Raw genomic sequence first — 25654 nt, forward strand, 5'->3', positions numbered from 1 at the left:
ATTTAAAGTTTCTTAGCTGGATCGACAAGAATCCGGGACAATTTTGCTGTTTTTTAACGAAAAATGAACCGAATGGCCTAAATATATGTTATATTTGTAAACACATAAAGGTATAGAAGTTCTAATTTCAGGAGGGGATTGCGATGTTCGGATGGCTGGGCTGGAGGAAAGGACTGCCGCTCTGGTGGTCCTGCCGCTTGAATCGCAAGTTGAAGGAGGACGTGGAGAACATCTTCGAGGGCTTTGCCCACACGCGGATGGAGCTCTTGAAGGGATGGGCCCAGGAGTATTGGGACCACCTCGACCGATTGCTCGGGCAAATGGAATCGGTTCAAGGAACGGCCTCGGGCGACGACCGTAACCTGCCGGTTTGGCAGCGGCTGTTCGCTGCAGCGCACAAGCGGGCGCCGGATTTCTCCGAAATCTTCCTGCTGGATGCTTCCCATACGGTGCTTTACTCGACCTATTCCAAGCATCAGGGAACCCGGTATGACGCAGCGAGTCCGATCCATCAGGGACTGGCTTACGCCGGCAAAGATCAGGGGGGCTGCAAGTGTCTGTTCGGGCCTTACGCCGATTCACTGACGCTTGAGATCGGTCCCAGCACTTCTTCCTTTCATGATAAAATGACGCTCTTGTTCATCGTCCCCGTGTTCGACCAGGGCGGGTTTCAGGGGGCGCTGTGCGGCCGGGTGCCGAACGATGTCATCGGCGATTTGATCCAGCGCGAATCGGGTCATGTCTACCCCGATTCCGGCGACAATTACATCTTCATGGCGCAGCCGGCATTGAACCGGCATATCGCTCCCGGGACGGCTCTGTCGCGCAGCCGTTTCGAGGACCGTACGTTCACGCACGGCGAGAACCTGAAGGACGGCGTAACGACGGACTGGGGTACCGTCTCGGTGAAGGAGCATACCGAGCTCGAGCTGGTTTTTACCGACCCGGCTACCGGGGAGCTTCATCCGGGCGTGGCAAATACGATTCGCAGCGGCAGCAACCTATTCGTCGAGTTTCCCGGCTATTCCGACTACCGGCATATCCCCGTCATCGGGAAGGGGCTCACCTTTCAGCTTCCGCATTGTCCGGACCTCTGGGGCATGATGTGCGAGGGCGATCTGGAGGAGGTATACCGGGTCAGGGGAATGAGCTGGAAGCTGTTCCGCCTGCAATTGCCGTTCATCGGTCTGTTCGCGGTTATAACGGGTCTGCTCGTATATTGGCTCCAAGCTGCGGGGGCGGGGCAGCCGCTCACGGCGGCACTGGCGGCGGCGTTCAACGTGATGTGCGGCCTTGCGGCGGCAAGGATGCTGCAGCGCAAAGGAACCGAGCCCATGGCGGAACGGCTGCGCAGCATTAACCGGTTCATCCGGATCAATGCGGAAGGGAAGGGAGATCTCACGCAGCGTCTGAAGCCGGATGAGTTCGGCAATGATGAGACGCGTGAGCTGGCGAAGTGGATCAATAATATGATCGATTCCCTCGAAGGGATCATGCTGCAGGTGAAGCAGGCGGCGAGCGACGTGCTGACGAGCCAGCGCTTGCTGAATGAATCGACGGGCACAACAGTCAGCTCGACGGAGGAAATGAATGGCCGAATAAACGAGATGATCCGCAGCATGCGAAGCCAGCTGAAGGATATCGATGTCGCAAAGGACGTCGTGGGGGAGATGCGCGGCACGCTTCGCGTGCTGGAGGAGAAGGCCTCCGGACAAATCGCCGTCGCTCAGGGCGAAGTGGAGCGGATCGGCGAGAAGATGCGCCAGATCTCATTGAAGGTGGCGGAAACGAACGAGACGATTCTGACCTTCATGCGGACTACACAACAGATCAAGAACGTGCTGGGCGTTATTGAGGAAATTTCCTCGCAGACGAACCTGCTGGCGCTGAATGCTTCCATTGAAGCGGCGCGGGTCGGCGAGCACGGACGCGGATTTGCGGTCGTTGCGGGCGAGATTCGCAAGCTGGCCGATATCACACGCAAATCGACTGAGGAAATCCACGAAACCGTTCAGCAAATTTACGATCAGGCTCAAACCGCCTTCGCCTCGATGGAGGAGGGCACGCAGGTCGTGCAGGAAGGCACCCAAATCGCAGCCGCCGCCTCCGATATTCTAAGCGGCGCGAGCGCCGAGGATTCGCTCAAGACGCAGGTAGTGGACGAGGTGGTTGGCTTGATGGAGAAAATCGCCGCCGTCAGCAAAGAAAACCGGCAAATCTCCAAGGAAGTCGAAGGAGAGGTGCAGGATCTGCTGTCCGACATCGTCGAGGTAAGACATACCTCCAATCATGTGGAGGCCATCACCGGCTTCCTGCAGCAGCTGGTGAATCAATTTCGGCTTACGGAAACCCGAAGGCGCTAAGCGCTGGAGGCAGCCGACCGGACTGAATCATTTGCGGATGGTTTTTATTGCTATAAAAACAAGGGCTGTCCCCGCCGTTGATGGCGTAAGGGACAGCCCTTCGGAATTCGCAGCTTGCCGTTCAGCGGGCAGGGCGGGTTCAGCACGTGATACTCAAGAGGCAAGCGGCGGCAGCCGCTATAACTACGTTTCCGAAGCTCCGCTGCTCTTCGGCTTCAGCTCGACCTCGATCAGGTCCGGCTTCGATTTGATTTCTTCAACCTCGATGCCGTTCTTGGCCAGCGTAGAGGCGATGATGCTCTCGTCCTGCCGCGGGAAAATATACGCCGGTTGGTTCTCCGTATTCAGGAGCAGCTGCTCGGAGACGGCCAGAAGCTTCTCCATCGTAAACGGCTTGCGCAAATATTTCTCGATATCTTTCTCATGGTAGTTCGTCGGCGGCTCGAGGGCGGTGGAGACGATGACGGGCGTCCGGTAAAACTTCGGATGGCGGTACAGCTCTCCGATGAAGTCCCAGCCGCTCTTCGCTCCTTCCAGGTGAATATCGACGATACAAAGACGCGGACCGTTACCGGCAATCCGATGCAAGGCCAGAATGCCATCCTCTGCCGATCGAGCCTTCATAACCGGGATTTGCAGCTTGCCGAGCGTGATCTCGATCAGCTTCGAAAGGTTGTCGTCATCCTCCAGGATCATGATGGCGTTATCGGCAGGCGGAAGCCGGTAGGCGTTCAGCCGCACGCGGAAGGTCGTTCCTTTCCCCATCTCGGAATGGAAGGTGATCTCGCCCTGATGGGCTTCGACGATTTCCTTTACGATGGAAAGGCCAAGGCCCGTTCCCCCGATTTGACGGCGGTCAGAATTATCTACGCGGTAAAACTTGGAGAACAGCTTCTCCTTCGCTTCCTCCGGTATGCCGAGCCCGTAATCCTGAATTTCAAGATCGACATGATCCTGATCGAGATTCAGGGTGATTTCGACTTTATCGGCCTGGGGCGAATATTTGATCGCGTTGCTGAGCAGGTTGTGAGCGACCTGCTTGAAGCGATCCGCATCGGCCCGCACCCAAGCTTCCCCGCTTGGAAGATGGAGCTCGATCTGATGGCCTTGCCGGCCCTTCCACTGCTCGGCGATTTCTTGAACAAGAGAGCCAAGCTCGACGGCCGTGAAATGGTACGTTTGCTTTCCGGCCTCCATCCGCTGCAGGTCAAGAAAATCGTTGATCAATGTAGAGAGGCGGTTGGCCTCGTTATAGATCGTCTGGAGATAGCGGTGCTGCTTCTCGGCAGGAAGCTGGCGGTGCAGCAAAATTTCAATGAAGCCGAGCACGCTGGCAAGCGGCGTACGAAGCTCGTGGGATACGATGCTGATGAATTCGTTCTTCATCTCATCGACCTTCTCCTCTTCCGTCCGGTCGCGGAATACGAAGAGGAAGCCTTGCTCCTGGCCGCTCTTCTCTCCAACCTTGGTTGCGTACAGCTCCACATAACGCGGCTGTTGAACTTCCGGCAAGGTCAGCGCGAAACGCTCGGTCAGCTTGTCCAGCTCGCCCCGCAGCAGTCCGTCGATGGTTTGGAGCACGCCCGAGAACGTCGGCACCGTCTTCTGAAGCTTCGAGCAAATGTCCGTCAGGTAAGCGCCTTTGAATTCATCGTTACCGAAGTAATCCTTCATGCGCCGATTCGCAAACCGGATGAAGCCCTGCGCATCGCACATCATCATGCCTTCGTGCGTTGATTCCAGAATGTTCTCGATGACGTCACGATGTTCACCGATTAACTCTTTCTCCTGCTGAAGCTGCTCGTTCAGCTGCTCGAGCCGCACCGATTGAGCCAGCCGCTCCTCATTCATCTGCTGAGCCAGGAAGGCGAGGCCGAATTGGCGGATCAGCCCCTTGGCCAGCCGCGATTTCTGTTCGTCCTCGGTAGTCAGGTAGCCGGTCAGCAGCAGAAACCCCGCCGCTTCCTGCTGGTCGTCGAAGATCGGATAGTAGCGGTCGACCGCACTTGTAACGCCGTAATGTACGCCCCGTTCCAGCTCCGAGACGTCCCGCTTGCTTTCGATGATGCGTTTCTCCTCCAGCACGCGCCTTGCCGGCCCGAGCAGCTGCCCATAAATTTCCTTAGGCATCTCGGTAGGGTAGCCGACCGAATAAAGCACCTTGTAGCTGGGGCCGTCCGGTTCGGAATTGCGAACGACCAGCACTGCCGCATCAAGCTGAACCGATTCCAGCAGAGCCGGAACGGAAGCCTCCAGGAATGACTTCATTTCCATCGCGCCGGTCAGCTTCTCCTGATAGCCGGTAATCGCTTCAAGCTCCATCTCCCGCTGGGACAGCTTCTCGAGCGTCAGCTCCTGCTCTTCCTGCTGGGCAATGATTTCTTCGTTCTGCGCCTCAAGGCTCTCCGCCATGTACCGGTACGTTTCCTCGCTCTTCCGGAGAGCGGCTTCCGCCCGGTTGGCGCGGTTGAAGATGAACAGCGATATGCCCCCGATGACTATGGCGATCAGGCCGCCGATCGTAATGATCACGCGCGCCGAGCGCTCCGCATTCTGGGCATCCACGTAAGCGGTATTGGCGATGACATCGATTTCCGCCGTGAGCTTGGAATGAAGCTGACGGAACCGGTCCATCAGCGCCTTGCCGTTGTTGGTGCGGCTGAGCGCCTCATCCTTCTTGTCGGTGCGAACGAGCGTAATTTCACTCGCGTAATAATCCTGCAGCCGTTGAATTTGAGGAAGCATGTCGCCTTCCATGATACTGCGCAGCCGCGGGTATTTCTTTTGGAACACGGCCATCGCATCAAGATCCTGCTGAAGCTGGAGCTTGCCTGAATCGTAAGGCTCCAAATATTTCTCGTCCGAAGTGTTTAGGAAGCCCCGGACACCGGATTCCTGGTTGATGACGTCGGTCAGAATCGAATCCGCCGTGTTGGCCAAAGGGATCGCTTCGCTCACGACGATGTTCAGCTGCCGCTCGGTGTTCAGCGAGGACATAAAGCTGGATATACTGACCATGGCCAGCAGCGAAATAATGACGATTACGTAAATAATAGACATTCTGGATCGGGTCATGATCATGAAGGTTCACCCTAGTCGTTTGATAATAAAAATGCTAAGTTATGGATTCGACAACAAATGTCGAAATCCTTTTATACGGCGGTAAATTATAGGTAAATTATTCCAAAACATTCGGCAAAAAGCATTGCATCCGTCGGTCACCTGATTCCTCGATTTGATGGTTTAGCGCAGGCAGGCCAAAAAAGGCCGGGCGGATGCCCGCCCGGCCAAGCTTCGCATTACCTGCAAACGAACGCAGCGCAAACCCGCGTCCGTTTTAACGCTCCACCCATTCGCTCCGCAGAGCAAACAGATCCTTCAAATCGTCCGTGGACAGCTCGGTAATCCATTGTTCCCCGCTGCCGACGATCTGCTGGCTCAGCCCCAGCTTCTTGTCAATCATCTCGTCAATCCGCTCCTCCAGCGTACCCAGCGTTACGAACTTGTGCACCTGCACGAGACGGGTTTGCCCGATCCGGAAGGCCCGGTCCGTCGCCTGGTTCTCCACTGCCGGATTCCACCAGCGATCGAAGTGAAACACATGATTCGCCGCCGTCAGGTTAAGTCCCGTGCCGCCGGCCTTCAGCGACAGCAGGAAGATGCCCGGCTGCTGCTCCGGCGGGAGCGAGTCGTCCTGGAACGTTTCGATCATGCGATCCCGTTCGCTCCGGGTGGCGCCGCCGTGCAGGAAGGGCACCTTGGCACCGAACTCCTCCTGCAGAATGCGCTGGAGCAGGTGGCCCGTCTCCACGAATTGGGTGAAGATCAGGCATTTGTCACCTTCCTGGCGAAGCTCCTGAACCATCTCCAGCAGCCGCTCGACCTTGTTCGAACGCTGCTGCCAAGGCGATCGGACCGCATCCTTCGTCAGGAGCGCCGGATGGTTGCAGATTTGCTTCAGCTTCGTCAGCGCCGCGAGGATCATCCCGCGCCGTTCCATTACCGTCATCCGGTCAAGCCGGTCGAACAGCTCGCGAATATAATTCTCATATAAGGTAGCCTGCTCGGTCGTGAGCGAAACATAGGTTTTGTATTCGTATTTATCCGGCAGATCGAGCTGAATGGACGGGTCCTTCTTCACCCGTCGCAGGAGGAATGGCCGGATGAGCCGCTGCACCTTGGCGATGAGCTCCGGATCCTGCGTCCGCTCGATCGCGCCCACGTACCGCTGGGTGAAATCCCGCAGCGAGCCGAGGTAGCCGGGGTTGAGGAAATCGAAGATCGACCACAGCTCCGTCAGACGGTTCTCGATCGGCGTCCCGGTCAGCGCGATCCGGTGGCGCGCCGATAGCTTGCGGATCGAGGAGGCCTGCTTCGTATAGGCGTTCTTAATGTTCTGCGCCTCGTCGAGACAGACGGATTCCCATTCGACGGAGGAGAGCTCGGTTTCGTCCAGATGCGACAGCGTGTACGTCGTCAGCACCAGATCGTAGCCCCGGCATGTCTCGGCGAAGGCCGGCCCCTTCATCCGCGTCGGCCCGTAGTGCAGATGAATGCGCAGATCGGGCGCGAAGCGCTGCAGCTCCTTCTGCCAGTTGCCGAGCACGGAGGTCGGGCAAATGAGGAGTGAAGCCGTAACTTGCGGGGGACCGTCCAAGTTGTCCGCTTCCCGCCCTTCCGGACCTGGAAGCGCGCCGGTTAGCCGCTGTTCCCGAAGATGGAGCAGGTAGGTGATCATTTGGATCGTCTTGCCGAGGCCCATGTCGTCGGCAAGACAGCCGCCGAAGCCGCATTGGCGCAGGAAGACGAGCCATGAGATCCCCTCGATCTGATAAGCGCGCAGCGTACCGCGGAAGCTGTCAGGGGGCGGCAGGAGCGGCGGCTGCTTCGCATGATTGAGCAATTCGACGAGCTCCTCCAGCTGTTCGTCCAGCTCGACCTCCATCTTCAGCGTGCGGTGGAAGTCCTGCTCTTCCTCGCCCTCCGACGAGCCGAGCAGATGCAGCTCCAGCACGTCCCGGAGGGAGAGGCCCTTCTTTTTCTCAACCTGCTTCATCACGTGCTGCAGCTCGGCCAGGTGGACCGGATCGAGCTGTACCCATTCGCCGCGGATTTGCACGAGCCGCCGGTTCTGCTCGAGCAGCTCGCGGAACTCCGCTTCGGTGAGCTCGATGTCGCCGAGCGCGATTTTCCAATCGAACTGCATCAGCTGGCTTAAACCGAAGACGGACTGCGCCGCACCGCCGACCGACGATTTCATCTTGGCCTTCAGGCGTGGACGCCACTTGCGGATACGTTCCCACCAGGCGGGGAGAAAGACGGAATAACCCGCCTCCATCAGCCGCAGGCTGCCCTTCGTGAGCAGCTCCCACGCCTCGTCCGCGCTGAGCTCGCTGCGCAGCGCGTCGCCTTCGGGCGCGGCCAGCCACGGCAGCATGCGCCGCCACTTGGCGGCGTCCCGCGCGGCGCGGCCGAGGTGTAGGCGCCACGCGGCGGGCATCGCCTCTGCACCCGGCAGCTCGTCTCCGCCCGGGCGCTCGCCCGCGCTACTGTCCGCAGCCTCGCCAGCCGCCGTCCACGAGCGAAGCGCCTCGGGCGAGACCTCGTACAGCACGTCCTTGTCGCCGCGGTCCTGCAGCACAAGACGAAGCGGCCATGCGCCTCCGGCGGTCGCGGGCTCCTCAAGCCGCAGGCACGTGCGGAACGGGGTGCCGTCCGACTGCCAGCCGATCGAGACGAGCCAATCCTCCTCGTCCATCCACACATCGGAGGCTGCCTTGCCTCGCAGGAGGAGCGGAAACGACCGCTCCAGCTGCTCCAGGCTCTGCCGCATGACGCCGTCCTCGCGCGTCCACGCAGGGATCAGCTCGTCCATCCACTGCTGCGCCGCCGCGCCTGCCGCCCAGGCGGCGGCCTGCTCGGGCAGCTGCAGCTTCCAGCCGAGCACGCCGGTCTTCCACTTGGCGAAGTCAGGCATGAAGCGGCCCTGCGTCAGCGCTTCCTTCACATGCGGCGCGAGCTTTGTCAAATCCTTCAGCTCGCGGCTGAATTCGAGCTTCTGGTGCTGCACGGCGGCCGGCTGCGCCAAATAGTCCAGCGCTTCCAAAGAAGGCAAGAGCAGCCCTTCTACGTTAAGCGATTCGCCCACCTCGATGAACGTACCGTAGAAGGACGGTGCATGCCAAGCGAACAGCCAGTCCCGCAGATCATAAGCGTCGCTGACGCCGCCGTTATAGCGGGTTCCCCACAGGAAGAAGCCGCCCTTCGGGGCCCAGCGCACGTTCACGGTCACTACGCTCGTGTCGGTCATGGAATCCACTTCCCTTTTCTCAGCTCCTCCTGCAATGCGCGCAGACGCGAATATTTCGCGGCGAACCGGTAAATGTAATCCTCCCACACCTTCTCCCGGTCCAGCTTCTTATAGATTGAATGCAGCTTCTTTAGAAGCTTGGTCGCGGTTGCGTATGCCGTCCGGTTTTTCTCCGCAATGCAGCGGTCCACGGCCTGATGGAAGAGCGGCAGCAGGAGCGCCGGATCCTGCTTCTCCAGCGTTTGCAGGTCGAGCGAATACAGGTTGACCGGCGAGACGCGGTTCGCCAGCTGCAGATCAACCCAAGCCTTGAGCCTCCCGGCCTTAAGCAGGTAAGCCGTATAGAACTGATATGTGCGTGGCAGCAGGCTGACCATCACGTCCACCCATTCGGCGTCGTCCTCCTGCTGCTGCACCGCTTCCATCCAGTATTGGGAGAACTGCCGCAGCTCCTCCGCCTGAGCCCGCTGAAGGGCAGGGAGAAGCCATCGCAGCCACGCCAGCATCCGCTCCCAGGCGCTCTTCTCATAGAACCGGTGCAGGTACATGAAGAAATCGCGCGCCTCGCGCTTGCCGAGCTGCTCCATCCGTTCCCGGGCTTCCTCATCCTTGCCTTCCATCACCGAGAAATGCGCATCCGCCATCACCAGCGCGTCGCGCCGCCGGGGCATCAGCTCCTTCGAGCCGAGCAGCCGCTTCAATCGCTTCCGTTCGTCGGCGGTCCAATCGGTCTTGTCCGCCATCCGCCACCAGATGCTGCGGTACACCGTCAGCCAGGACAGCGGGGATTCCTTGCCGGACAAGGCGGTCTCCGATATGGCGGCGATCGTTTCTTTCCAGTGGGCAGGGCATTCGGCGAGCAGCGCCTTCACATCCAGCGACGGCAAGAGCTTCTGCAGCTCCTCCATGCACTGGTGCCCGACGGTGCGGCAGCCGGTTTCAATATAGTAGGATATGTACGATGTCTTCGTTTCCTGATAAAATTGCTCGATTTTCCGCATGACGAACAGCAGCAGATGCAGCCGGTACAGCTCCTGCAGCGGTGACGGCCAGCCGTCCGACAGCGGGGTCAGCTTCTCCTTCGCCGCGCTGTAGAACAGCTCGATGGAATGCTGCTGCGACAGCGCGAAGCCGTAGAACTGCTGATCGAAATACCGCTGCCACACCGAGGGCAGCTGCTTCGGCACGGGGGCTTCCAGGCGTTCCTGGCGCTTCTCCTGTCGGCCGCCGGTCTGGCGGGCCTGCTGCTGGCGGTTCTTCACGAGCTTCGCCTGCTTCAGCTGCTGCAGCAGGAGCTCCGGACGGGCGAACGGGGTATAGAGCGAGAAGATGACGGCCGCCATATGCTCGCACGGCTCGTCTGCCGGACAGCTGCACTCGCTTTTGCCGAATTCGTCCAGATCGATCTGAACCTCATGCGGCTTCGCCCCGCGGACGAGTGCGCGAATCTCCACGCCGTGGCGGAGCTCGATGCCTGCAACCCGGCCTTTGTGGAAATACTCCCAGCCCTTCTCCAGCCGTGGCAGGCTCACATCGTCGCGCAGATGCCCGATAAGCACGTTCATTCGATTTTTCGGAATCTGCACCTTCAGCATGTTTTAAGCCTCCGTACTTAGGTCTATCCTTATAGTGTACCAGATTTTGCATGCAAATGCGCAGGGGAGTTCGGGACGAAACGAAATTTTTAGAAGCGCTTTCCGGATTGTTGCGGGCGGCAGGCTGGTCGAGTACAATGAGGCAAAAGGATTTTCCAAATTCCAGAAGCTGTCCGGTGAGCGGCGTTCCGCTTTGCGGCAAAGCCGCGGCAGCAGGGGAGGTGACGGATCGGCATGGGGATTAAGTTCGGACGGGAGTACAGCGATATCATTAGCGATTTCACGGATGCGCTGCAAGGTATTGACGGCTGCTACGAGTTCCTTGAGATGACCGAGGACGAGTGGGGCGGCATGGACGTAAGCGAGCAGACGGAATGCATCAAGACGCTTGCCGACGATTTGTTCTACGGACTCGGGACAGAGTCGCCGATGACGATCGGGGAGTGTACGGTTACGCATGACGCGAAGCGGCATTTGATCCGGATCGATCACGGCGAAGGGCTGACGCGGGTCATTCATTTGATTTGAGAGAAGGCCGGTACGGCCCGAGGAGGAGAAGCGTATGGCGGAACGGATGGAACGAATACCCGCGGAGGAGATGGAAGGACGTTTGCATTCGTTGCCGGGATGGAGCCTGGAGGACGGGAAGTGGCTGGTGAAAAAATACCGCTTCCCCTCGTTCCTCTCCGCCGTCGCCTTCGTGAACGAGGTGGCGCGGATTGCGGAGGCGATGGACCATCATCCAATGATCGCCATAGACTTCCGCGTCGTCACGCTGCGCTTCACCACGTGGAGCGCTGCCGGGCTGACGGAGCTTGACGTCGCCGGTGCGCAGCGGGCGGACGAGGCTTTCGCCGCCCGTTAAGCCAGCTCTTCCAGCAGCGCTTCGATGCGGGCCCGCAAAGCACGGGGCAGCTCGCGCTGCAAGATCTCATTCCATAGCTCCTTCGAACAGCCACCCGTCTCGCACCAATGCCGCTCGATACGGGCGGCTTTGTGCTGTTTGCCGGGAATGAGGCTGTACGCCGCGTACCAATCCTCCAGCGAGGCGAGCGGCACACGGACGCCCTGGATGGACGTGCTCCCTGCTTGGTGCCGGGCTTTCCAATCCCAACGGTAGGTGCCCTCTGCATGCCGGATGCTGAACAAGCCCATCAGGTCGACGCCGGCGCCCTCCACCTCATAACGGGAGAAATAGCGTGTGTAAAAGGGCGCCTTCGGTGCCAGCTCCCGGTACTCGCCCAGTTCGGCGAGCAGCTCTTGCGCCCGCTCAGCATGGGCGGCATCGACCAGCAGGTCCAGGTCGGCCGGCGGCGCGTCCGCCAGGCCGTGCAGCGCCAACAGGGCGGAGCCTCCGAGACCCCAATCGACGCCGTGGCGATTCAGGGTGTCCGCGATCCGCTTGAGCGGCGTATGAAGCGAGGCACGGAGCCTGCCTGCCGGCTTGTCCTGCCACACCATGCAATGGAACTCTCCCATCCCCGCAGGGGTTATCCGCTCGTACGTATCCATCCTGCGAAACCCCGCTCGTTCATATACGCGCATGGCCCTCGTATTCCAGGTCAGCACCTCGAGATCGATCTCGTTCTTCGGCTTCAGCCTCCTCGTTTCCTCGGCGATCGCCCGGATAAAGCTCTCCCCGAGCCCTTGTCCGCACAGGTCGGGACGGAGTCCGAGCCCGAGCCGGGTCGTGCCGACGATCGGGAACAGCTGCGCGAAGCCGCACAGCTCCCCGTCCGGACGGAGCACCGCCAGGTACTGCGTCTCGCGGATGTGCGGGTCGGCGAATTCCGCCTGATCCGCTAGCAGCTCCTCCCACGGTTTCCAGTTATAAGTCGCATAAGGCTCGGGATATGACCACGAACAAATGCTTCGGGCTTGTTCTTCGCTCAGCTGCTCCAGACGGAACAATGGTTCCTGACGACGGTTCATTGCGCTCTCCTTTCGTTCCCCTTGTCCTGTTGACCGCTTGCTGCAGTTTTGACTTTCGTTTCCCGGCAGGACCGTTGTATACTGATAACTATACTGCAGAATATCCCAGGAAAGGAAGAGATCGTGTTGAAGCATATCGTCTCGCAGCAATGGCTGTTCGAACATGGAACCGATGAAGGCGTTGTGATCGTAGATTGCCGGTTCGCCTTGGGCCAACCGGCTTCCGGCAGGGAGGCTTATCTGGCCGACCATATTCCGGGGGCAGTTTATTTCGACTTGGAACAGGATTTATCTTCCCCGAAAGGGCCGCACGGCGGCAGACATCCGCTTCCGGACGTGGCCGAGCTCGCGGAGAAGCTGGGCAAAGCGGGCATTAACGGGCATTCCCATGTCGTAGCCTACGATGATCAGGGCGGAGCGATGGCCTCGCGGTTCTGGTGGCTGCTGAGGTTTCTGGGGCACGACCGGGTCAGCGTGCTGGACGGCGGATACAGCCGGTGGAAGGAAGCGGGGCTCCCGGTGACCAACGAGCCTCCGGCCGAGCAGCCGGGCCATTTCGTTCCGAAGGTGCGCGGGGAGATGGTCGTCCATATCGACCAGGTGAAGGAAGCGCTATTGCGTCCGGGCACGGTGGTGATCGACTCCCGCGAAGACCGTCGTTACGAGGGGCTCGAGGAGACGATCGATCCAGTTGCGGGGCACATCCCCGGGGCGAAGCAGCATTTCTGGAAGCAGAGTCTGAAGGAGGACGGCGGCTGGAAGGATGCCGCAGCGCAGCGGGAGCGGTTCGGGGGCTTAGCGGACGCCGAAGAGGTAATCGTCTACTGCGGCTCCGGCGTTACCGCCTGCCCGAACGTGCTGGCGATGAACGAGGCGGGGCTGAAGAACGTGAAGCTCTATGCGGGCAGCTGGAGCGACTGGTGCTCGTACCCGGACAATCCGGTGGCGAAGGGAAGAGAGTAGGATGTTATCAAAAAAGCCGTAACGGGTCACCCCTGGGGGTTATCCGTTACGGCTTTTTGGACCTATTCGCTGCTAATCTTCAATATCCCCAATCTCTAGAACTACAGGACAATGATCGCTCCCGAGAATTTCGGCATCGATTCGCGCGTCCTGGACGAAGGGCTGAAGTCTCGAAGAGGCGAGGAAATAATCGATCCGCCAGCCTACGTTCCGCTCCCGCACCTTCGGCATATTCGACCACCACGTATAAGCGTCGGTACGCTCGGGATAGAGATGGCGGAACGTATCGATAAAGCCCGCGTCCAGCAGCCGCGTCATCTTCTCGCGCTCCTCCTCGGTAAAGCCCGAGTTGCCCCGGTTCCCCTTCGCGTTCTTAATATCGATCTCCTGATGCGCCACATTCAAATCACCGCAAACAATGACCGGCTTGACCGCGTCCAATTGCTGCAGGTAGCTTCGGAACCGGTCCTCCCATTCCAATCGGTACTCGAGCCGCGATAAGTCCCGCTTCGCATTGGGCGTGTACACCGTGACGAGCTGGAAGCTGCCGAACTCCAGCGTAATGATCCGTCCCTCGGGCTCCGTGTCCTCCTCCAAGCCGTAGCGGACCGAAAGCGGCTTCAGCTTAGTGAAGACGGCCGTGCCGGAGTAGCCTTTCTTCTCCGCGTAATTCCAGTACGAGCTGTATTCCTCGCCGTGGTCCATGCTGATTTGCCCTTCCTGCAGCTTCGTCTCCTGAACGCAGAAAATATCCGCATCGACGGTTTTGAAATAGTCGGTGAACCCTTTGTTTACGCAAGCCCTTAATCCGTTGACATTCCAGGATACCAGTTTCATCGTCGTTTTCTCCTTGCGTTCGTATATCATTTGCTTTCTCCAGTGTATCATAAACGATAGAAAAATAGGCTGATTTCTAATAGAGAAGCCGCGGCGTGGCCTATCGCAAGAAGACGGCAGGGCCTGCTCCGGATGGGCCGGAGTTTTTTACTAATAATAGGGATTGACATTGACGCTCCGTCAAGGTGTACCGTTAGATGTGTCAGGAGGGAAACCGATGGAATATACCGTACAAAAGCTGGGGCGGCTAGCGGGCATCAGCACCCGGACGCTCCGGTATTATGATGAGATCGATCTTCTCAAGCCGGTGAGAATCAATTCGTCAGGATACCGGATCTACGGACAGGCGGAGGTCGACCGGCTGCAGCAAATCCTGTTTTACCGGGAGCTGGGGCTCGGTCTGGAGCGCATCAAAGAGATCGTAACCGATCCTGCCTTCAACGGCGCCCAAGCTTTGAGGGACCACCGCGAACAGCTCCTCGACAAACGAAAGCAGCTGGATTTGCTCATCGCGAATGTGGAGAAAACGATAGCTTTATCCGAAGGGAGAATCACAATGACCGACAAAGAGAAATTCGAGGGCTTCAAGCAGAAGCTGATCGACGACAATGAAGCCAAATACGGGCAAGAGATCCGCGAAAAATATGGCGACGAGGCCGTGAACAAGTCGAACGACAAGCTGAGAGGCATGACGCAAGAGCAGCACGAGGAAGTGACCCGGCTGGCAAGCGAGCTGAAGGACACGCTGGCCGAGGCCTTCAAGAGCGGGGACCCGGCCGGGGAGCTCGCGCAGCGGGCGGCGGATTTGCACAAGCGGTGGCTGACGTATTTCTGGAGCGAATACAGCAAAGAAGCGCATGCGGGTCTCGCCCAAATGTATGTGGATGACGAGCGCTTCAGGGCGCACTATGACGCGGACCAGCCGGGGACGGCGGAGTTTCTGAGGGATGCCATCCATATTTATACCGGCGTAAAGAAATAAGCTGCTTTAAAATTCTCCACTTCCTTCCGCGCTATGGTAAAATGCTGGGGAAGGAGTACTCTGACTGTTGCTAGTGCCCATGAAGCGTCAAGCGTTCCATGCATTGGATGATCCGTCTCTCTTGTCGGCTTGTTTCGAACCTTTGCTTCGCGAATTCAAGGAAATACGGATACGCGAAGGTGATGAAAGCAGGTTTTACCGGGAGCTGACGGGCGGGCAGCAAGCGTTTTCGTTCCAGGCGTATTATAATCATGTCAGTAAGTCCGCCGATAACCTGTATTGGTGGAGCGCTTATTTTCTGGCTCATCCTGGAAGATGGTCGGCGTTAAAGATCAGGTTGGGGGTTTTAAAGGATACAGCCGCGGTGTCTCTATTGGAAGAGGTCGAACAGCAGCTGATCGTTCGGGGTCACCCCAGAAGCTTGGAGCCGTTCGACGTTTCCGCTGGGGACCTGCAGAAGGATAAGGAACTGGCCGCCATGTTCGGTTCCCTGTATGATAGGCTTCAAGAGATTGCGCCGTTTACGATCCGCCGGATCGCGGGGTACATTCAGAATCGGCCGGCCGAGTTCGTACAGTGGGCGGACGAAGCATAAACTTGTTCAAGAGGAGGGTATCCAGCCGGCAATGCGCCGGTCGGATGCCGTCCTCTTTTTTGCCGTTAGGACGCTTGCCTTAGAGTGAGCTCTAATGTGTACAATAAGCCTTGAACTGAAAGGAGGGGCTCGGATGGACAACAAATATTCGATCCTGCAGCTATCGAAGCTGAGCGGTCTCAGCACGCATACGCTCCGGTATTACGAGAAAGCGGGGCTGCTTGACGGCATCGGGCGATCGGGCAGCGGTTATCGGGTATATCAGGAGCGGGATCTCGCATGGGTGCAGTTGCTCGCCCAGCTGCGGAAGACGAATATGCCGATCAGCCGGCTGCAGCAACTGGCGCGGTGGAGGACCGAAGGAAGCGGGACGCTGGCAGACCGGAGGCAGGTGCTGGAGCAGCACCGGGAAGAGGTGCGTCTTCATATCGAGGAGCTGCAGATGAGCTTGCGGCAGCTGGAGCGCCGCATCGGACTCTACCAAGCGCTGGAGCAGGACGCGCCGCCCGCGGCAGACGGCGAGGATGCGGGCATGAAGGCTTACTATGCCCAGCGTGCGGAGCACTACGAACGCATCTATTACCGGGACGATCCGATCCGCCAGACGGAGCTTGCCGCCATGGAGGCCGATCTGTGCCGGACGCTGGCGGACAGACGTGTGCTGGAGGTCGCCTGCGGCACGGGGTTTTGGACGCAGAAGGCCGTCCGGACAGCTGCCTGCGTTACAGCCACCGACGTGACGCCCGAGACGATTGCTATAGCCCGCTCCAAGGCCATGCCCGCGGACAAGGTGACGTTTCTCGAGGGCGACGCCTACCGTCTTCAGGAGGTGCCGGGTTCGTTCGACGCAGCGCTGGCGATGTTCTGGTTCTCTCATGTGCCGAAGGCGCAGATCCCTATATTCCTCGAAGGATTGCATAGCAGAATCGGGCCCGGAGAGGTCATGTTTATAGCGGACAACATGTTCATTCCCGGGATTGGCGGCGAGCTGATTGTAAGGCCCGGCGAAGCCGATACCTATAAGCAGAGAGAGCTGACGGACGGAAGCAAGCATGAGGTCTTGAAAAATTATTTCACTGAGCAGGAGCTGGAGGAGCTCTTCGGGCCGCTGGCAACGGAACTGCGGATCACGATGGGTGAGTGCTTTTGGCAGGTTTCTTATACCATAAAATAAGATAAGCAGCCCGGAGCGGAGTCTCCGGACTGCTTCTTATTTGTTACTCTACGTGAAAAGGAAGTGTCCGGCCGGTTTCCAGCAGGCTCTTGAGGTTGCTGAGGATGGCAGGCCAGCCGTTGTTCAGCCCCCGGAACGTATCCGTCTCGTCGCTGTAATCGGAATCGAGCAGCTCCTCGTGCATCAGCGTCAGCTTAACGGCCGAATCCAAAGGCTGCAGCTTGAAGGTAACGCGAGTCGGGCGCTCTCGGGGCGTGTCGTCGCCGGGCACTTCCCAGGTGCAAACCAAGAGGCGGTGCGGCTCGCAGCGCACAACCTTGCCGAAGACGTCGAGCTCGCCGTCCGGGTGCAGATAAGTGACGGCGGAGCCTTCCCGCCAGTCGGAGCGCACGGAGCGTCCGAAGAAATACTGCTTCGTGAAGTCGCCTTGGGTAATCGCTTCCCAGAGCTTCTCCGGCGTAGTGGCAATATAGGTGACATAGACAAAAGATGGCCTTTGATTCATGGCTTCGGATCCTCCTCCAACTGCTTCTTCAGCCCGGCAAGAGCTTGCAGCCTCTGCCGGTCGTATTTGCCGATCCAACGGTCGTAAATTTCCCCGATCGGCACGGGGTTCAAGTAGTGCAGCTTCTCCCGCCCATGCCATACGACCGCGACAAGGTTGGCCGCTTCGAGCAGCTCGAGATGCTTCGTCACGGCTTGCCGGGAAATGGGCAGATGGGTGCAAAGCTCGCTTAATGTTTGTCCGTTCTTCGCAAGCAGCAGGTCCAGCAGCTGTCTGCGGCTGGCATCCGCCAGCGCTTTGAATATGATGTCCATGCGCCTATTATATGCAATAATTTAGTTGCATGTCAAACGAAGCTGTGTTCGGTCGGCGGAGGATTATTGCGTGAGACGTGCCGGCGGAGAGGACAGAGATGTCGGAGGGAATACGAAGGCCGGGTCGGCAGGCCGAGGATGCTGCCGAATCCGGTGACGGTTGGCATCGGCTCTGAAGAATACTGCCGGCAGGGCGGCCCGGGCCATTGGCACGGCCCTTCTTTTTCATTTGGCCACGCTGTGGTATCGTAAAGTGACAAAGACAAGCGAAGGGGCGATACGGCGATGTCGATTCGGCTCAAGCTGCTGTTCTCGTATACCTGGCTGCTTCTTGTTACGGTGTTCGTTTTTTTCGCGACCGCCTACTTCATTGCGGTAGCCGTGACAGGGGATGTGCAGAGCGTCAAGCAGTTTTACAAAATTCATTTTACGCTCCAGCCGCTGACGCCCGAGCAGGAGACGTTGTTTTCCGATTTGAAATTCATGGCGAAGAAAAATCCGGATCAGCTGCTCGACCCCGCTCTCTGGAAGGAGACCGACTTCAATCTGCGGGTCGTCAAGGCGTCGCTCTTGATTCGTAAAGGCGACGGCGTCGCGTTCCTCTCCCCGCAGATGAAAGATACGGGCCTGGAGCGGACGCTGCCGCCGTACGATTTGACCAATATCAGCATCCGCAATACGTTCAATATCGGCGACCGGTTTTTCGGCTATGCCAAGTACGATTTTACCTTCTCCGATCAAACGAAGGGCAGCATCTTCGTCGTGAGGGAAGTGAGCCCGTACTCCGAGCTGATCCGCAAGCTGCTGCCGATTCTCATCACGGTGCTGGTCGTGCTGCTGCTGCTGACGAATGTGCTGCTGTTCGCCTACGTCACCCGAAGCATCGTGCGTCCGCTGAACGCCCTGCGGGAATCCGCCCTGCGGATCAAGGAGGGCGACCTCGATTTCCAGGTGAAGCCCGAGTCCGGCAACGAGATCGGTCAGCTTTCCTCGGCCTTCGAGGAAATGCGGCTGAGGCTCAAGGCATCGGTACAGCTGCGGCTGAAGGACGAGGAGAACCGGAAAGAGCTGATCTCCAACATTTCGCATGACCTAAAAACGCCGATTACAACGATCAAGGGCTATATCGAAGGTATCCGCGACGGCGTGCCGGCTACCAAGGAGAAAATGGACAAATACGTCAATACGATCTACAGCAAGGCGGCGGATATGGACCGCCTGATCGACGAGCTCTTCCTGTATTCCAAGCTGGATCTGAACAAGGTGCCGTTCAACTTTGAAACGCTCGATTTGCGCCGGTTTGTGGAGGATGTGACGGAGGAGCTGCTGTTCGATTTGGAGGAGCAGGGCTTCCGGGTGGAGCTACCCGAGCCGGGGCAGCCGGTCCTCGTGCGGATCGATCCCGAGAAGATGCGGCGGACGATCGCCAACTTGATCGGGAATTGCGTCAAGTACATGGACAAGCGGGATAAACGCATTCGGATCCGGCTTTATGAGGAGCGGGAGCGGGTGGCGGTGGAAATCGAAGATAACGGGCCGGGGATGGAGAAGGACGTGCTGGAGCACATCTTCGACCGTTTCTACCGGGCCGAGCCGTCCAGAGATGCGCGAACCGGAGGCAGCGGTCTCGGCCTTGCGATTGCGAAACAAATCGTCGAAGGTCACGGAGGGACGATCGGAGCTTCCAGCAAGCCCGGCGAAGGCACCCGAATCCGCTTCGCCCTGCCTAAGATGAAAGCCGGAGGGGAACCGCATGCAGCGCATTCTGATCATTGAAGACGAAACGAGTATTGCCGAGCTGCAGAAGGACTATTTTGAATTGAACGGGTTCGAAGTCGATGTCTGCCATCGCGGTGACGAAGGGCTGGCGCTCGCCCTGTCCGAGGATTACGATCTGATCGTGCTGGATCTGATGCTGCCGGGCATGGACGGCTTCGACATCTGCCGCCGCGTGCGAAGCGCCAAGGAGGTGCCGCTCCTGCTCGTTTCCGCGAAGAAGGAAGATATCGACAAGATCCGCGGCTTCGGCGCCGGAGCGGACGATTACATCACGAAGCCCTTCAGTCCGAGCGAGCTTGTCGCCCGGGTTAAGGCGCATCTGGCCCGCTACGCCCGCCTCATCGGGACCGGCGATCCGCGCAAGAACGATATCCGCATCCGCAATCTCCGCATTCAGACCGCTTCGCGCAAGGTGTACTTAGGCGATCGTGAGGTGCTGCTTAAGGCGAAGGAGTTCGATTTGCTGGCTTTCTTCGCGCTTCACCCGAACAGGGTATTCAGCAAGGATGAGATCTTCGAGCGCATCTGGGGCCTGGACTCGGAGGCGGACATGGCTACCGTCGCCGTGCATATCCGCCGCATCCGTGAGAAAATCGAGCACGATCCTTCCAGCCCGCAGTATATCGAGACGGTGTGGGGCGCCGGGTACCGGCTCTCCGTTTAAAATGATTTCGCCAGTTAATAAATCGTTAAACATTTGTTAGTTTCCGGTTTAGAAATGCCCCTTATGATGGATTCGTAGAGCAGTATACGAGAACATTCATTTAGGGAGGATTCAAACTGATGAGCAAAAAATTAGCCCAAGCGATAATCACCGCATCCTTGGCTGCAGCGATCGCCGTGCCTTACAACGTCGTTCAAGTTCAAGCAGCAGCCCCGGCTTCGTTCGCCGACCTGACGCAAGCGGGGAGCTTCCAAGCCGCGCTTAGCGAGCTGATCACCCGGGACATCTTCTCCGGTTACGAGGATGGAACGATCCGGCCGAACCGGACGATGACGCGCGCGGAATGGTCCAAAGTGCTCGTACTGGCGTTCGAGGTGCCGGCTCCGGCAAGCGCCGCCGCGTTGAAAGATGCGGCCGCCTCCGAGTGGTTCTTTTCATATGCCGAGGCCCTCGTCGGCAGCGGCGCAGTGACGGCGGCGAATGGCGAGTTTCTGCCGAACGCTCCGGCTACGCAGGAATATATCGTGAACAGCATTGCCAAGCTGGTGAACAAGAAACTGATCGTCGTACAAGGATGGGCGGCGAATGGCTACGTGGCAGGACAAGCGGTAACCCGTGCGGAGGCGGCCTCCTGGCTGCAGAAGGCGCTGCAGAACAAGCCGTTGGCGAATGCGCAGGTCACCGCGGTCAAAGCGCTGAATCCGATCACGCTGGAAGTGAAATTTTCCGCGCCGCTTGCAACCGCGGATCTGAACCTGGATCAAGCGAAGAAGAACTTTGTATTCGATAACGGTATGGAGCTCTCTAATGTGCCGCAGCTGAAGTCGGGCACCCGGACGACCTATATCGTACCGGTCACGACGCAGAAGCTGGGCACCAAATATGCGCTCACCTACAAGGGCAGCGCAGCCGGAACGTTCGAGGCCGTGAGCAATAAGCTGGCGCTGTCCTCGATCCGGCAAATCGCCTACGATACGGTGGAGATTGACTCGATTCGTTCTAATGGGGTCATAGACTACGAGGATATCGTGGAAGCGGATATCGGCAGCCGGAACGGTCTGGAGCTGACGCTGGACGATAGTTACAGCAGCGGCGGTAAGCACTACGAGGTGATCTCCTCCCTGAGAGGCAAGCAAGTACAGCTGAAGCCGGATAACGGACCGGCGATTACGGCAACGTATGTGCCGTTCACGCAAGCGACGGACGGGCGCCAAGCGCCGAAGTTCCGCCTCGCCAGCGGCGAATCGCTGAAGCCGGGAACGACCTATAAGGTAACGGCGGATTGGGCGACGATCGCTTCGGACTCCTTCAAGGCTGCGGAAGCCGCCGCGCTCACTATCCAGTCAGCAGCTCAGCTGAATGAAACGAGCGTGCAGCTGACGCTGGCGCAGGATCCGAAGGACGAGCTGTTCGCCGGCCGGAGCGTTACGCTGAAGGTGGCGGACGGAACGACGCTTACCGCGACGTATCGATTCACGTCCCGCAATGGCGCCGCCGGTACGTTCGACCTGGCCAATAACGGCAAGCTGGCGTCCGGCACCGCCTATCAAGTAACGCCTGTCGGAAATTGGGCGGCTGCTGCGAACGTAACGTTGACGACGAAGTAAATCCTTATTGCCGCATGCAAAAAAAGCAGCGAAGCGCCGCCCCTGAGCCGGCGTCTTCCCTGCTTTTTTCAACGTATCCAGTAGCCCAAGCTTCGGGAAGGTTCCCAGTACCCGGACGGGCTCTGCCCGCCGCCGAATAGGTCTCGGCAGGGCAGGTACGGCGTCGGGCGCTACTCGTGGTCTCCCGTGAGCTTCAGCAGTCTCCGCTCCGGCACGGCATAGACGGCCATCCCCACATTGCCCCAATAGACCACCCCGGCGCACATGTCGCACGGCACTACCGTGCTGTACAAGGCGCATTCCCGCAAGTACGCTTTATAGAAGAGCCTGGAGGAGGCCGCCATCACCGCCGCTTCCGCGTGCCCGGTGCAGTCGTGTTCCGTGAATTCGATATTTTCCTGCTCCAACACGGGCCGCTCCGGAAGAGTCCACAAGAACGATACCGAACGGAGTATTGCCGTTGGCTCTCGAATGGTGGTAAAAATTTCCATACTTCATCTCAAATCATCCGCATGATTCCGCTGCCCCTGCTTCATCCCCGTTAATCTCTCTTTTCCTGAGCGCTCCGAACAACCTTTAGGACACTTTGAATTGGGTCAGCAGCTGGTGCAGCTCCTCGGTCATTTGCGAGAGAGAGCGTGCGGAGGTCTGCACCTCATCCGTCGTTTGCAGCTGTCCCGCTACGGAAGCGGCTACCTGCTGCGATGCCGCGGCGGATTGTCTGGCGATCGAGGCGACCTGCTGTACGGATGCCGTAATTTGCTGCGCACCGGCTGACATTTGCTCGGAAGTCGCGGCCATTTCCTGCACTTGGGAAGAGATGGCGTTCGTTGAATGCAGGATTTGGTCAAAATGATGCTCCGTCTCCCGCACCCGCTCCAGCCCGGTCTGCACCTGCAGCTTCACTTGGGTCATGGCATCGCCGGATTGACGAATCCCTGCTTCAATTTCGCTCAGCAGGGAAGCGATCTCCTCCGACGAGCTGCCGGATTGTTCGGCCAGCTTGCGGACCTCGGACGCCACCACGGCGAAGCCGCGGCCTTGTTCCCCGGCTCTGGCGGCTTCGATCGCCGCGTTCAGCGCCAGCAGATTCGTTTGATGCGCGATATCCTGAATGGCGGCCACAATGCTGCCGATTTGCTGCGACTTCGCTTCCAGCAGCGCGATTGAATGATCCGTCTCGATGACCGAGGACTCGATGGATTGCATTTGGTCCGCCGTGCTTTGAACGGAGACGCCTCCGTGCTCGGCATGCTGCCTGGACAACTCCACTGTCTCGGCAATGGTCGAGGCGCTCTCCGCAAGCCGCCCGATGCCGCTTCCGACCTCCTCCATGGAACGGGAGGTTTCCTCCATGCTCAGCGTCTGCTGGCCTGCACCATCCGCCACGTCCTTAACGGTCTCCGCGATGTGGCGCGAGGAGGACTGCATCTCGCCGGAGCTGGCGCGCAGCTGATCTGCCGACGCCGTAACGAGGCCTGCGTGTTCGTTGATTTTCAGAAGCATTGACCGCATGTGGCTTGTCATGAGAGCAAACGCGGCGCTAAGATCTCCGATTTCATCCCGCCGCTTTAACGTCAAATCCTTGACGGACAGGTCGCCGCCGGATACGCGATGCGCAATCGAGCTTATCCGCCGGATCGGCTTCGATACGTGCCGGGCGATAAGGAACGAGATGGCCAGTCCCGCTACAATAGCCGTAATGCTTAAGCCGATAACCCATGCCGCTCCGGAACGGTAAGAGTCGGTGAGCTCCTGACCCCAGTCCTGGGCATGGCCGGCCACATTCCGGGTCAACATATCCAGAATGATCGCGCAGCTGCTGATATTCGCATTCGCTTCCTGAATGAGCTGGAGTCCTTGCGGGCCGTGCTGCTGCACGGCTGCCAGAATGGCCGGAAATGCAGCAGCGTAAGCGTCCCAGCGCTGGTGGAACAGGCTAATGAGATTGGCATCCTTCTCGTTCGCGGATAGCTGATCCAGATGCTTGAGCTTATTTTGGATATTATCGAAGACGGCTTTGGCTTTATCCGATTGGGAGGCGGGTGAATCGCCCGAGCTTCCGGTCATTGCTGCGTTCAAATTGTTGTTTTCCTGAATATCCAGTTGGATGCGGAGCATCAAATCGTCCAACTCCATCAGGTCATGATTCAAGTTCCCCAGCAGGATCAAACCGGGGAGTCCCTTATCCGTAGTCAGTTTCGATTTCTGGCCCATGTTGCCCATCTCGGTCATCGCCGTTACGCTGATCGCCGACAAAAGCAGCAGTACGATGACAAAGCTGCAAAGCAATTTTTTGTACAGAGTAAGTTTCATATCCAAGCCTCCGATGAATCCCGTAGTCTATTTCTATTAGGAATGTTCCATATTTTATTTCGACCGCCGGAGAACCAATGTTTAGGAGAACCCAAAATCTAAAGTTTTCTTTAGACAATAGAACGTTTACAAATAAGGTGGACTCATAACGGGCGCCGCCGCCGAACTTATTTTAATAGGATGCGGCAACCTATTCGCCGTTATCACCGTCTAGAACGTACGAAGGGCGGCAATATGGTATTTTTCCCGGCAACGCTGTGGTTCAAGTTCATGAGATGCGGTTAATGGATTCGTGAGATGATGATCGTGGATAATCCCATGGTGAAGTGCAGCATTGCCAACTGCGAATAAAGGGAGCAGAGCAACAACTGCAGCGCGGAAGTCATTACGATTGAAGTGAACGCTCATGCGGAGAAGCTCTAGCCCCGGCACCGAGGCGGGGAAAGCTATGATTCCCGTCACCCGCGATATCAAGCCCGGGGGATTACCGACACCCGCTGCCAAACCTTCGTGGAAAGAAAACATTACCTCTCTGCTCACACATAAGATGAATGTAAGTCCAGGAGCAGGTTTCCGGACGCCGGGAATCTGTTTTTGGCCGGTATGAAGAGGATTCCCCTTTAATTATCCCACATTCAACAGGAGGTCGTTACGAACGTGTACTATATCCTCAGCTACAAAGGCAAAACCTTAGGCCAACCGATGAACCGCGACAAAGCCGAGAGCAAGCTGAAGCAGCTTAGTCTCTGCATGAACAATTTGGAAATCGTAGCGTACGAACCGAAGCAGCATATCCAATCGACATTGCAGAAGCAGATCGGTTGAGCTTACGGTCCGTCATACCCTGGAGCGAACGCAGGTTCATTACAATCGAACATACGTTCACTACCATCGGATCTGCCGCCAAGTGCAAGGCTGCAAAGTGAACCACCGGATCCATGTAGAGCCCATGGGTTCACAACAAGCGAACGGCGGTTCACTACAGCCTGCCAAACGTCCGATAGCCGGGTTGTAGTGAATGCAGGTTCATTACAATCGAACCTACGTTCACTACCATCGGATCGGCCGCCAAGTGAAAGGCTGCAAAGTGAACCACCGGGTCCATGTAGAGCCCATGGGTTCACAACAAGCGAACGGCGGTTCACTACAGCCTGCCAAACGTCCGATAGCCGGGTTGTAGTGAATGCAGGTTCATTACAATCGAACCTACGTTCACTACCATCGGATCGGCCGCCAAGTGAAAGGCTGCAAAGTGAACCACCGGGTCCATGTAGAGCCCATGGGTTCACAACAAACGAACGGCGGTTCACTACAGCCCGCTAAACGGCCGGTGGCTGGGTTTTAGCGAACGCAGGTTCATTACAATCGAACATACGTTCACTACCATCGGATCTGCCGCCAAGTGGAAGGCTGTAGTGAACCACCGGATACATGATGAGCCCAAGGGTTCATAACAAACGAACGGCGGTTCACTACAGCCCGCCAAACGGCCGGCGGTCGGGTTCTAGCGAACGTAGGTTCATTACAATCGAACCTGCATTCATTACAGGCGGCTCGGTCGCCAAGTGGAAGGTTGTAACGCAGATGACCGCTATTGCCGGAACGTAAAGAAGATCGCTTCCCTACTCAGCCAGGATGGCTGAGCAGGGAAGCGATCTTTTGCGTTATGGCCAACGGTTTATCAACAAACCGGCTCAAGATATCGTCGTCCTCGATCC

At 58.1% G+C, this 25654-nt stretch carries 19 protein-coding genes and 1 pseudogene; 11 read left to right on the forward strand and 9 right to left on the reverse strand.

Annotation, left to right across the window (positions count from 1 at the left end; translation table 11 throughout):
- The first annotated feature begins 143 nt into the window (after positions 1–143).
- Entirely contained in the window at positions 144–2363 is a 2220-nt protein-coding gene (locus O9H85_RS19415) for a methyl-accepting chemotaxis protein (protein ID WP_269883071.1), read from the forward strand.
- 183 nt (positions 2364–2546) lie between these two features.
- Here the strand turns inward: O9H85_RS19415 and O9H85_RS19420 are convergent, their stop codons facing one another.
- The 3 genes from O9H85_RS19420 to O9H85_RS19430 form a co-directional block, all read right to left on the reverse strand.
- The gene (locus O9H85_RS19420; protein WP_269883072.1) at positions 2547–5444 is read right to left on the reverse strand and encodes an ATP-binding protein; all 2898 of its coding nucleotides are present in this window, start codon (positions 5442–5444) and stop codon (positions 2547–2549) included.
- A 256-nt stretch (positions 5445–5700) separates the two neighbouring features.
- On the reverse strand, positions 5701–8673 hold the full coding sequence (locus O9H85_RS19425) for a DEAD/DEAH box helicase (RefSeq protein ID WP_269883073.1): 2973 nt from the start codon (positions 8671–8673) through the stop codon (positions 5701–5703).
- Positions 8670–10268 carry an SWIM zinc finger family protein gene (locus O9H85_RS19430; RefSeq protein ID WP_269883074.1) on the reverse strand — a complete coding sequence of 533 codons (1599 nt, stop codon included), beginning with the start codon at positions 10266–10268 and terminating at the stop codon, positions 8670–8672. Before O9H85_RS19430 ends, O9H85_RS19425 begins: the two co-directional genes overlap by 4 nt.
- A gap of 234 nt (positions 10269–10502) precedes the next feature.
- Here O9H85_RS19430 and O9H85_RS19435 point away from each other — a divergent pair, with 234 nt between their 5' ends.
- Positions 10503–10796, forward strand: a complete 294-nt coding sequence (locus tag O9H85_RS19435; protein WP_269883075.1) for a hypothetical protein — start codon at positions 10503–10505, stop codon at positions 10794–10796.
- Between the two features lie 46 nt (positions 10797–10842).
- Complete coding sequence (locus tag O9H85_RS19440; RefSeq protein WP_269883076.1) at positions 10843–11133, forward strand: 4a-hydroxytetrahydrobiopterin dehydratase; 291 nt, start codon at positions 10843–10845, stop codon at positions 11131–11133.
- 569 nt (positions 11134–11702) lie between these two features.
- On the opposite strand, the pseudogene O9H85_RS19445 reads toward O9H85_RS19440, so the two are convergent.
- A pseudogene (locus tag O9H85_RS19445) lies at positions 11703–12200 on the reverse strand (GNAT family N-acetyltransferase); the annotation flags it as partial.
- Positions 12201–12326: 126 nt separating this feature from the next.
- On the opposite strand from O9H85_RS19445, the gene O9H85_RS19450 reads away from it, so the two are divergent.
- Positions 12327–13163 carry a sulfurtransferase gene (locus O9H85_RS19450; protein WP_269883077.1) on the forward strand — a complete coding sequence of 279 codons (837 nt, stop codon included), beginning with the start codon at positions 12327–12329 and terminating at the stop codon, positions 13161–13163.
- 72 nt (positions 13164–13235) lie between these two features.
- On the opposite strand, the gene O9H85_RS19455 is transcribed toward O9H85_RS19450, so the two are convergent.
- Entirely contained in the window at positions 13236–14000 is a 765-nt protein-coding gene (locus tag O9H85_RS19455) for an exodeoxyribonuclease III (RefSeq protein WP_269883078.1), read from the reverse strand.
- Positions 14001–14217: 217 nt separating this feature from the next.
- On the opposite strand from O9H85_RS19455, the gene O9H85_RS19460 reads away from it, so the two are divergent.
- The 3 genes from O9H85_RS19460 (at position 14218) to O9H85_RS19470 (ending at position 16751) form a co-directional block, all read left to right on the forward strand.
- On the forward strand, positions 14218–14982 hold the full coding sequence (locus tag O9H85_RS19460) for a MerR family transcriptional regulator (RefSeq protein ID WP_269883079.1): 765 nt from the start codon (positions 14218–14220) through the stop codon (positions 14980–14982).
- 67 nt (positions 14983–15049) lie between these two features.
- The gene (locus O9H85_RS19465; RefSeq protein ID WP_269883080.1) at positions 15050–15577 is read left to right on the forward strand and encodes a hypothetical protein; all 528 of its coding nucleotides are present in this window, start codon (positions 15050–15052) and stop codon (positions 15575–15577) included.
- Positions 15578–15710: 133 nt separating this feature from the next.
- Positions 15711–16751, forward strand: coding sequence for a methyltransferase domain-containing protein (locus O9H85_RS19470; RefSeq protein WP_269883081.1), 1041 nt, complete (start codon positions 15711–15713; stop codon positions 16749–16751).
- A 43-nt stretch (positions 16752–16794) separates the two neighbouring features.
- On the opposite strand, the gene O9H85_RS19475 is transcribed toward O9H85_RS19470, so the two are convergent.
- Positions 16795–17256, reverse strand: a complete 462-nt coding sequence (locus tag O9H85_RS19475) for an SRPBCC family protein (RefSeq protein WP_269883082.1) — start codon at positions 17254–17256, stop codon at positions 16795–16797.
- A complete protein-coding gene (locus O9H85_RS19480) occupies positions 17253–17570 on the reverse strand; it encodes an ArsR/SmtB family transcription factor (RefSeq protein WP_269883083.1) in 318 nt (105 codons plus the stop codon). Before O9H85_RS19480 ends, O9H85_RS19475 begins: the two co-directional genes overlap by 4 nt.
- 285 nt (positions 17571–17855) lie before the next feature.
- On the opposite strand from O9H85_RS19480, the gene O9H85_RS19485 reads away from it, so the two are divergent.
- The 3 genes from O9H85_RS19485 to O9H85_RS19495 all read left to right on the forward strand — a co-directional run bounded on the left by O9H85_RS19485 (position 17856) and on the right by O9H85_RS19495 (position 21620).
- A complete protein-coding gene (locus O9H85_RS19485) occupies positions 17856–19346 on the forward strand; it encodes a sensor histidine kinase (protein ID WP_269883084.1) in 1491 nt (496 codons plus the stop codon).
- The gene (locus tag O9H85_RS19490) at positions 19324–20013 is read left to right on the forward strand and encodes a response regulator transcription factor (protein ID WP_269883085.1); all 690 of its coding nucleotides are present in this window, start codon (positions 19324–19326) and stop codon (positions 20011–20013) included. The genes O9H85_RS19485 and O9H85_RS19490 overlap by 23 nt, the downstream gene beginning before the upstream one ends.
- A 119-nt stretch (positions 20014–20132) precedes the next feature.
- Positions 20133–21620: an S-layer homology domain-containing protein gene (locus O9H85_RS19495; RefSeq protein ID WP_269883086.1), complete on the forward strand. Its 1488-nt coding sequence runs from the start codon at positions 20133–20135 to the stop codon at positions 21618–21620.
- A 170-nt stretch (positions 21621–21790) separates the two neighbouring features.
- On the opposite strand, the gene O9H85_RS19500 is transcribed toward O9H85_RS19495, so the two are convergent.
- Together O9H85_RS19500 and O9H85_RS19505 are read right to left on the reverse strand one after the other, a co-directional pair.
- The gene (locus O9H85_RS19500; RefSeq protein ID WP_269883087.1) at positions 21791–22027 is read right to left on the reverse strand and encodes a deaminase; all 237 of its coding nucleotides are present in this window, start codon (positions 22025–22027) and stop codon (positions 21791–21793) included.
- Between the two features lie 169 nt (positions 22028–22196).
- On the reverse strand, positions 22197–23936 hold the full coding sequence (locus O9H85_RS19505) for a methyl-accepting chemotaxis protein (protein WP_269883088.1): 1740 nt from the start codon (positions 23934–23936) through the stop codon (positions 22197–22199).
- A gap of 657 nt (positions 23937–24593) precedes the next feature.
- Between O9H85_RS19505 and O9H85_RS19510 the strand changes: the two genes are divergently transcribed.
- The gene (locus O9H85_RS19510) at positions 24594–24761 is read left to right on the forward strand and encodes a hypothetical protein (RefSeq protein ID WP_269883089.1); all 168 of its coding nucleotides are present in this window, start codon (positions 24594–24596) and stop codon (positions 24759–24761) included.
- The last annotated feature ends 893 nt before the right edge of the window (positions 24762–25654 follow it).

Origin of the sequence: Paenibacillus gyeongsangnamensis, assembly GCF_027533625.1 — a bacterium.
Lineage (GTDB): Bacteria > Bacillota > Bacilli > Paenibacillales > NBRC-103111 > Paenibacillus_G > Paenibacillus_G gyeongsangnamensis.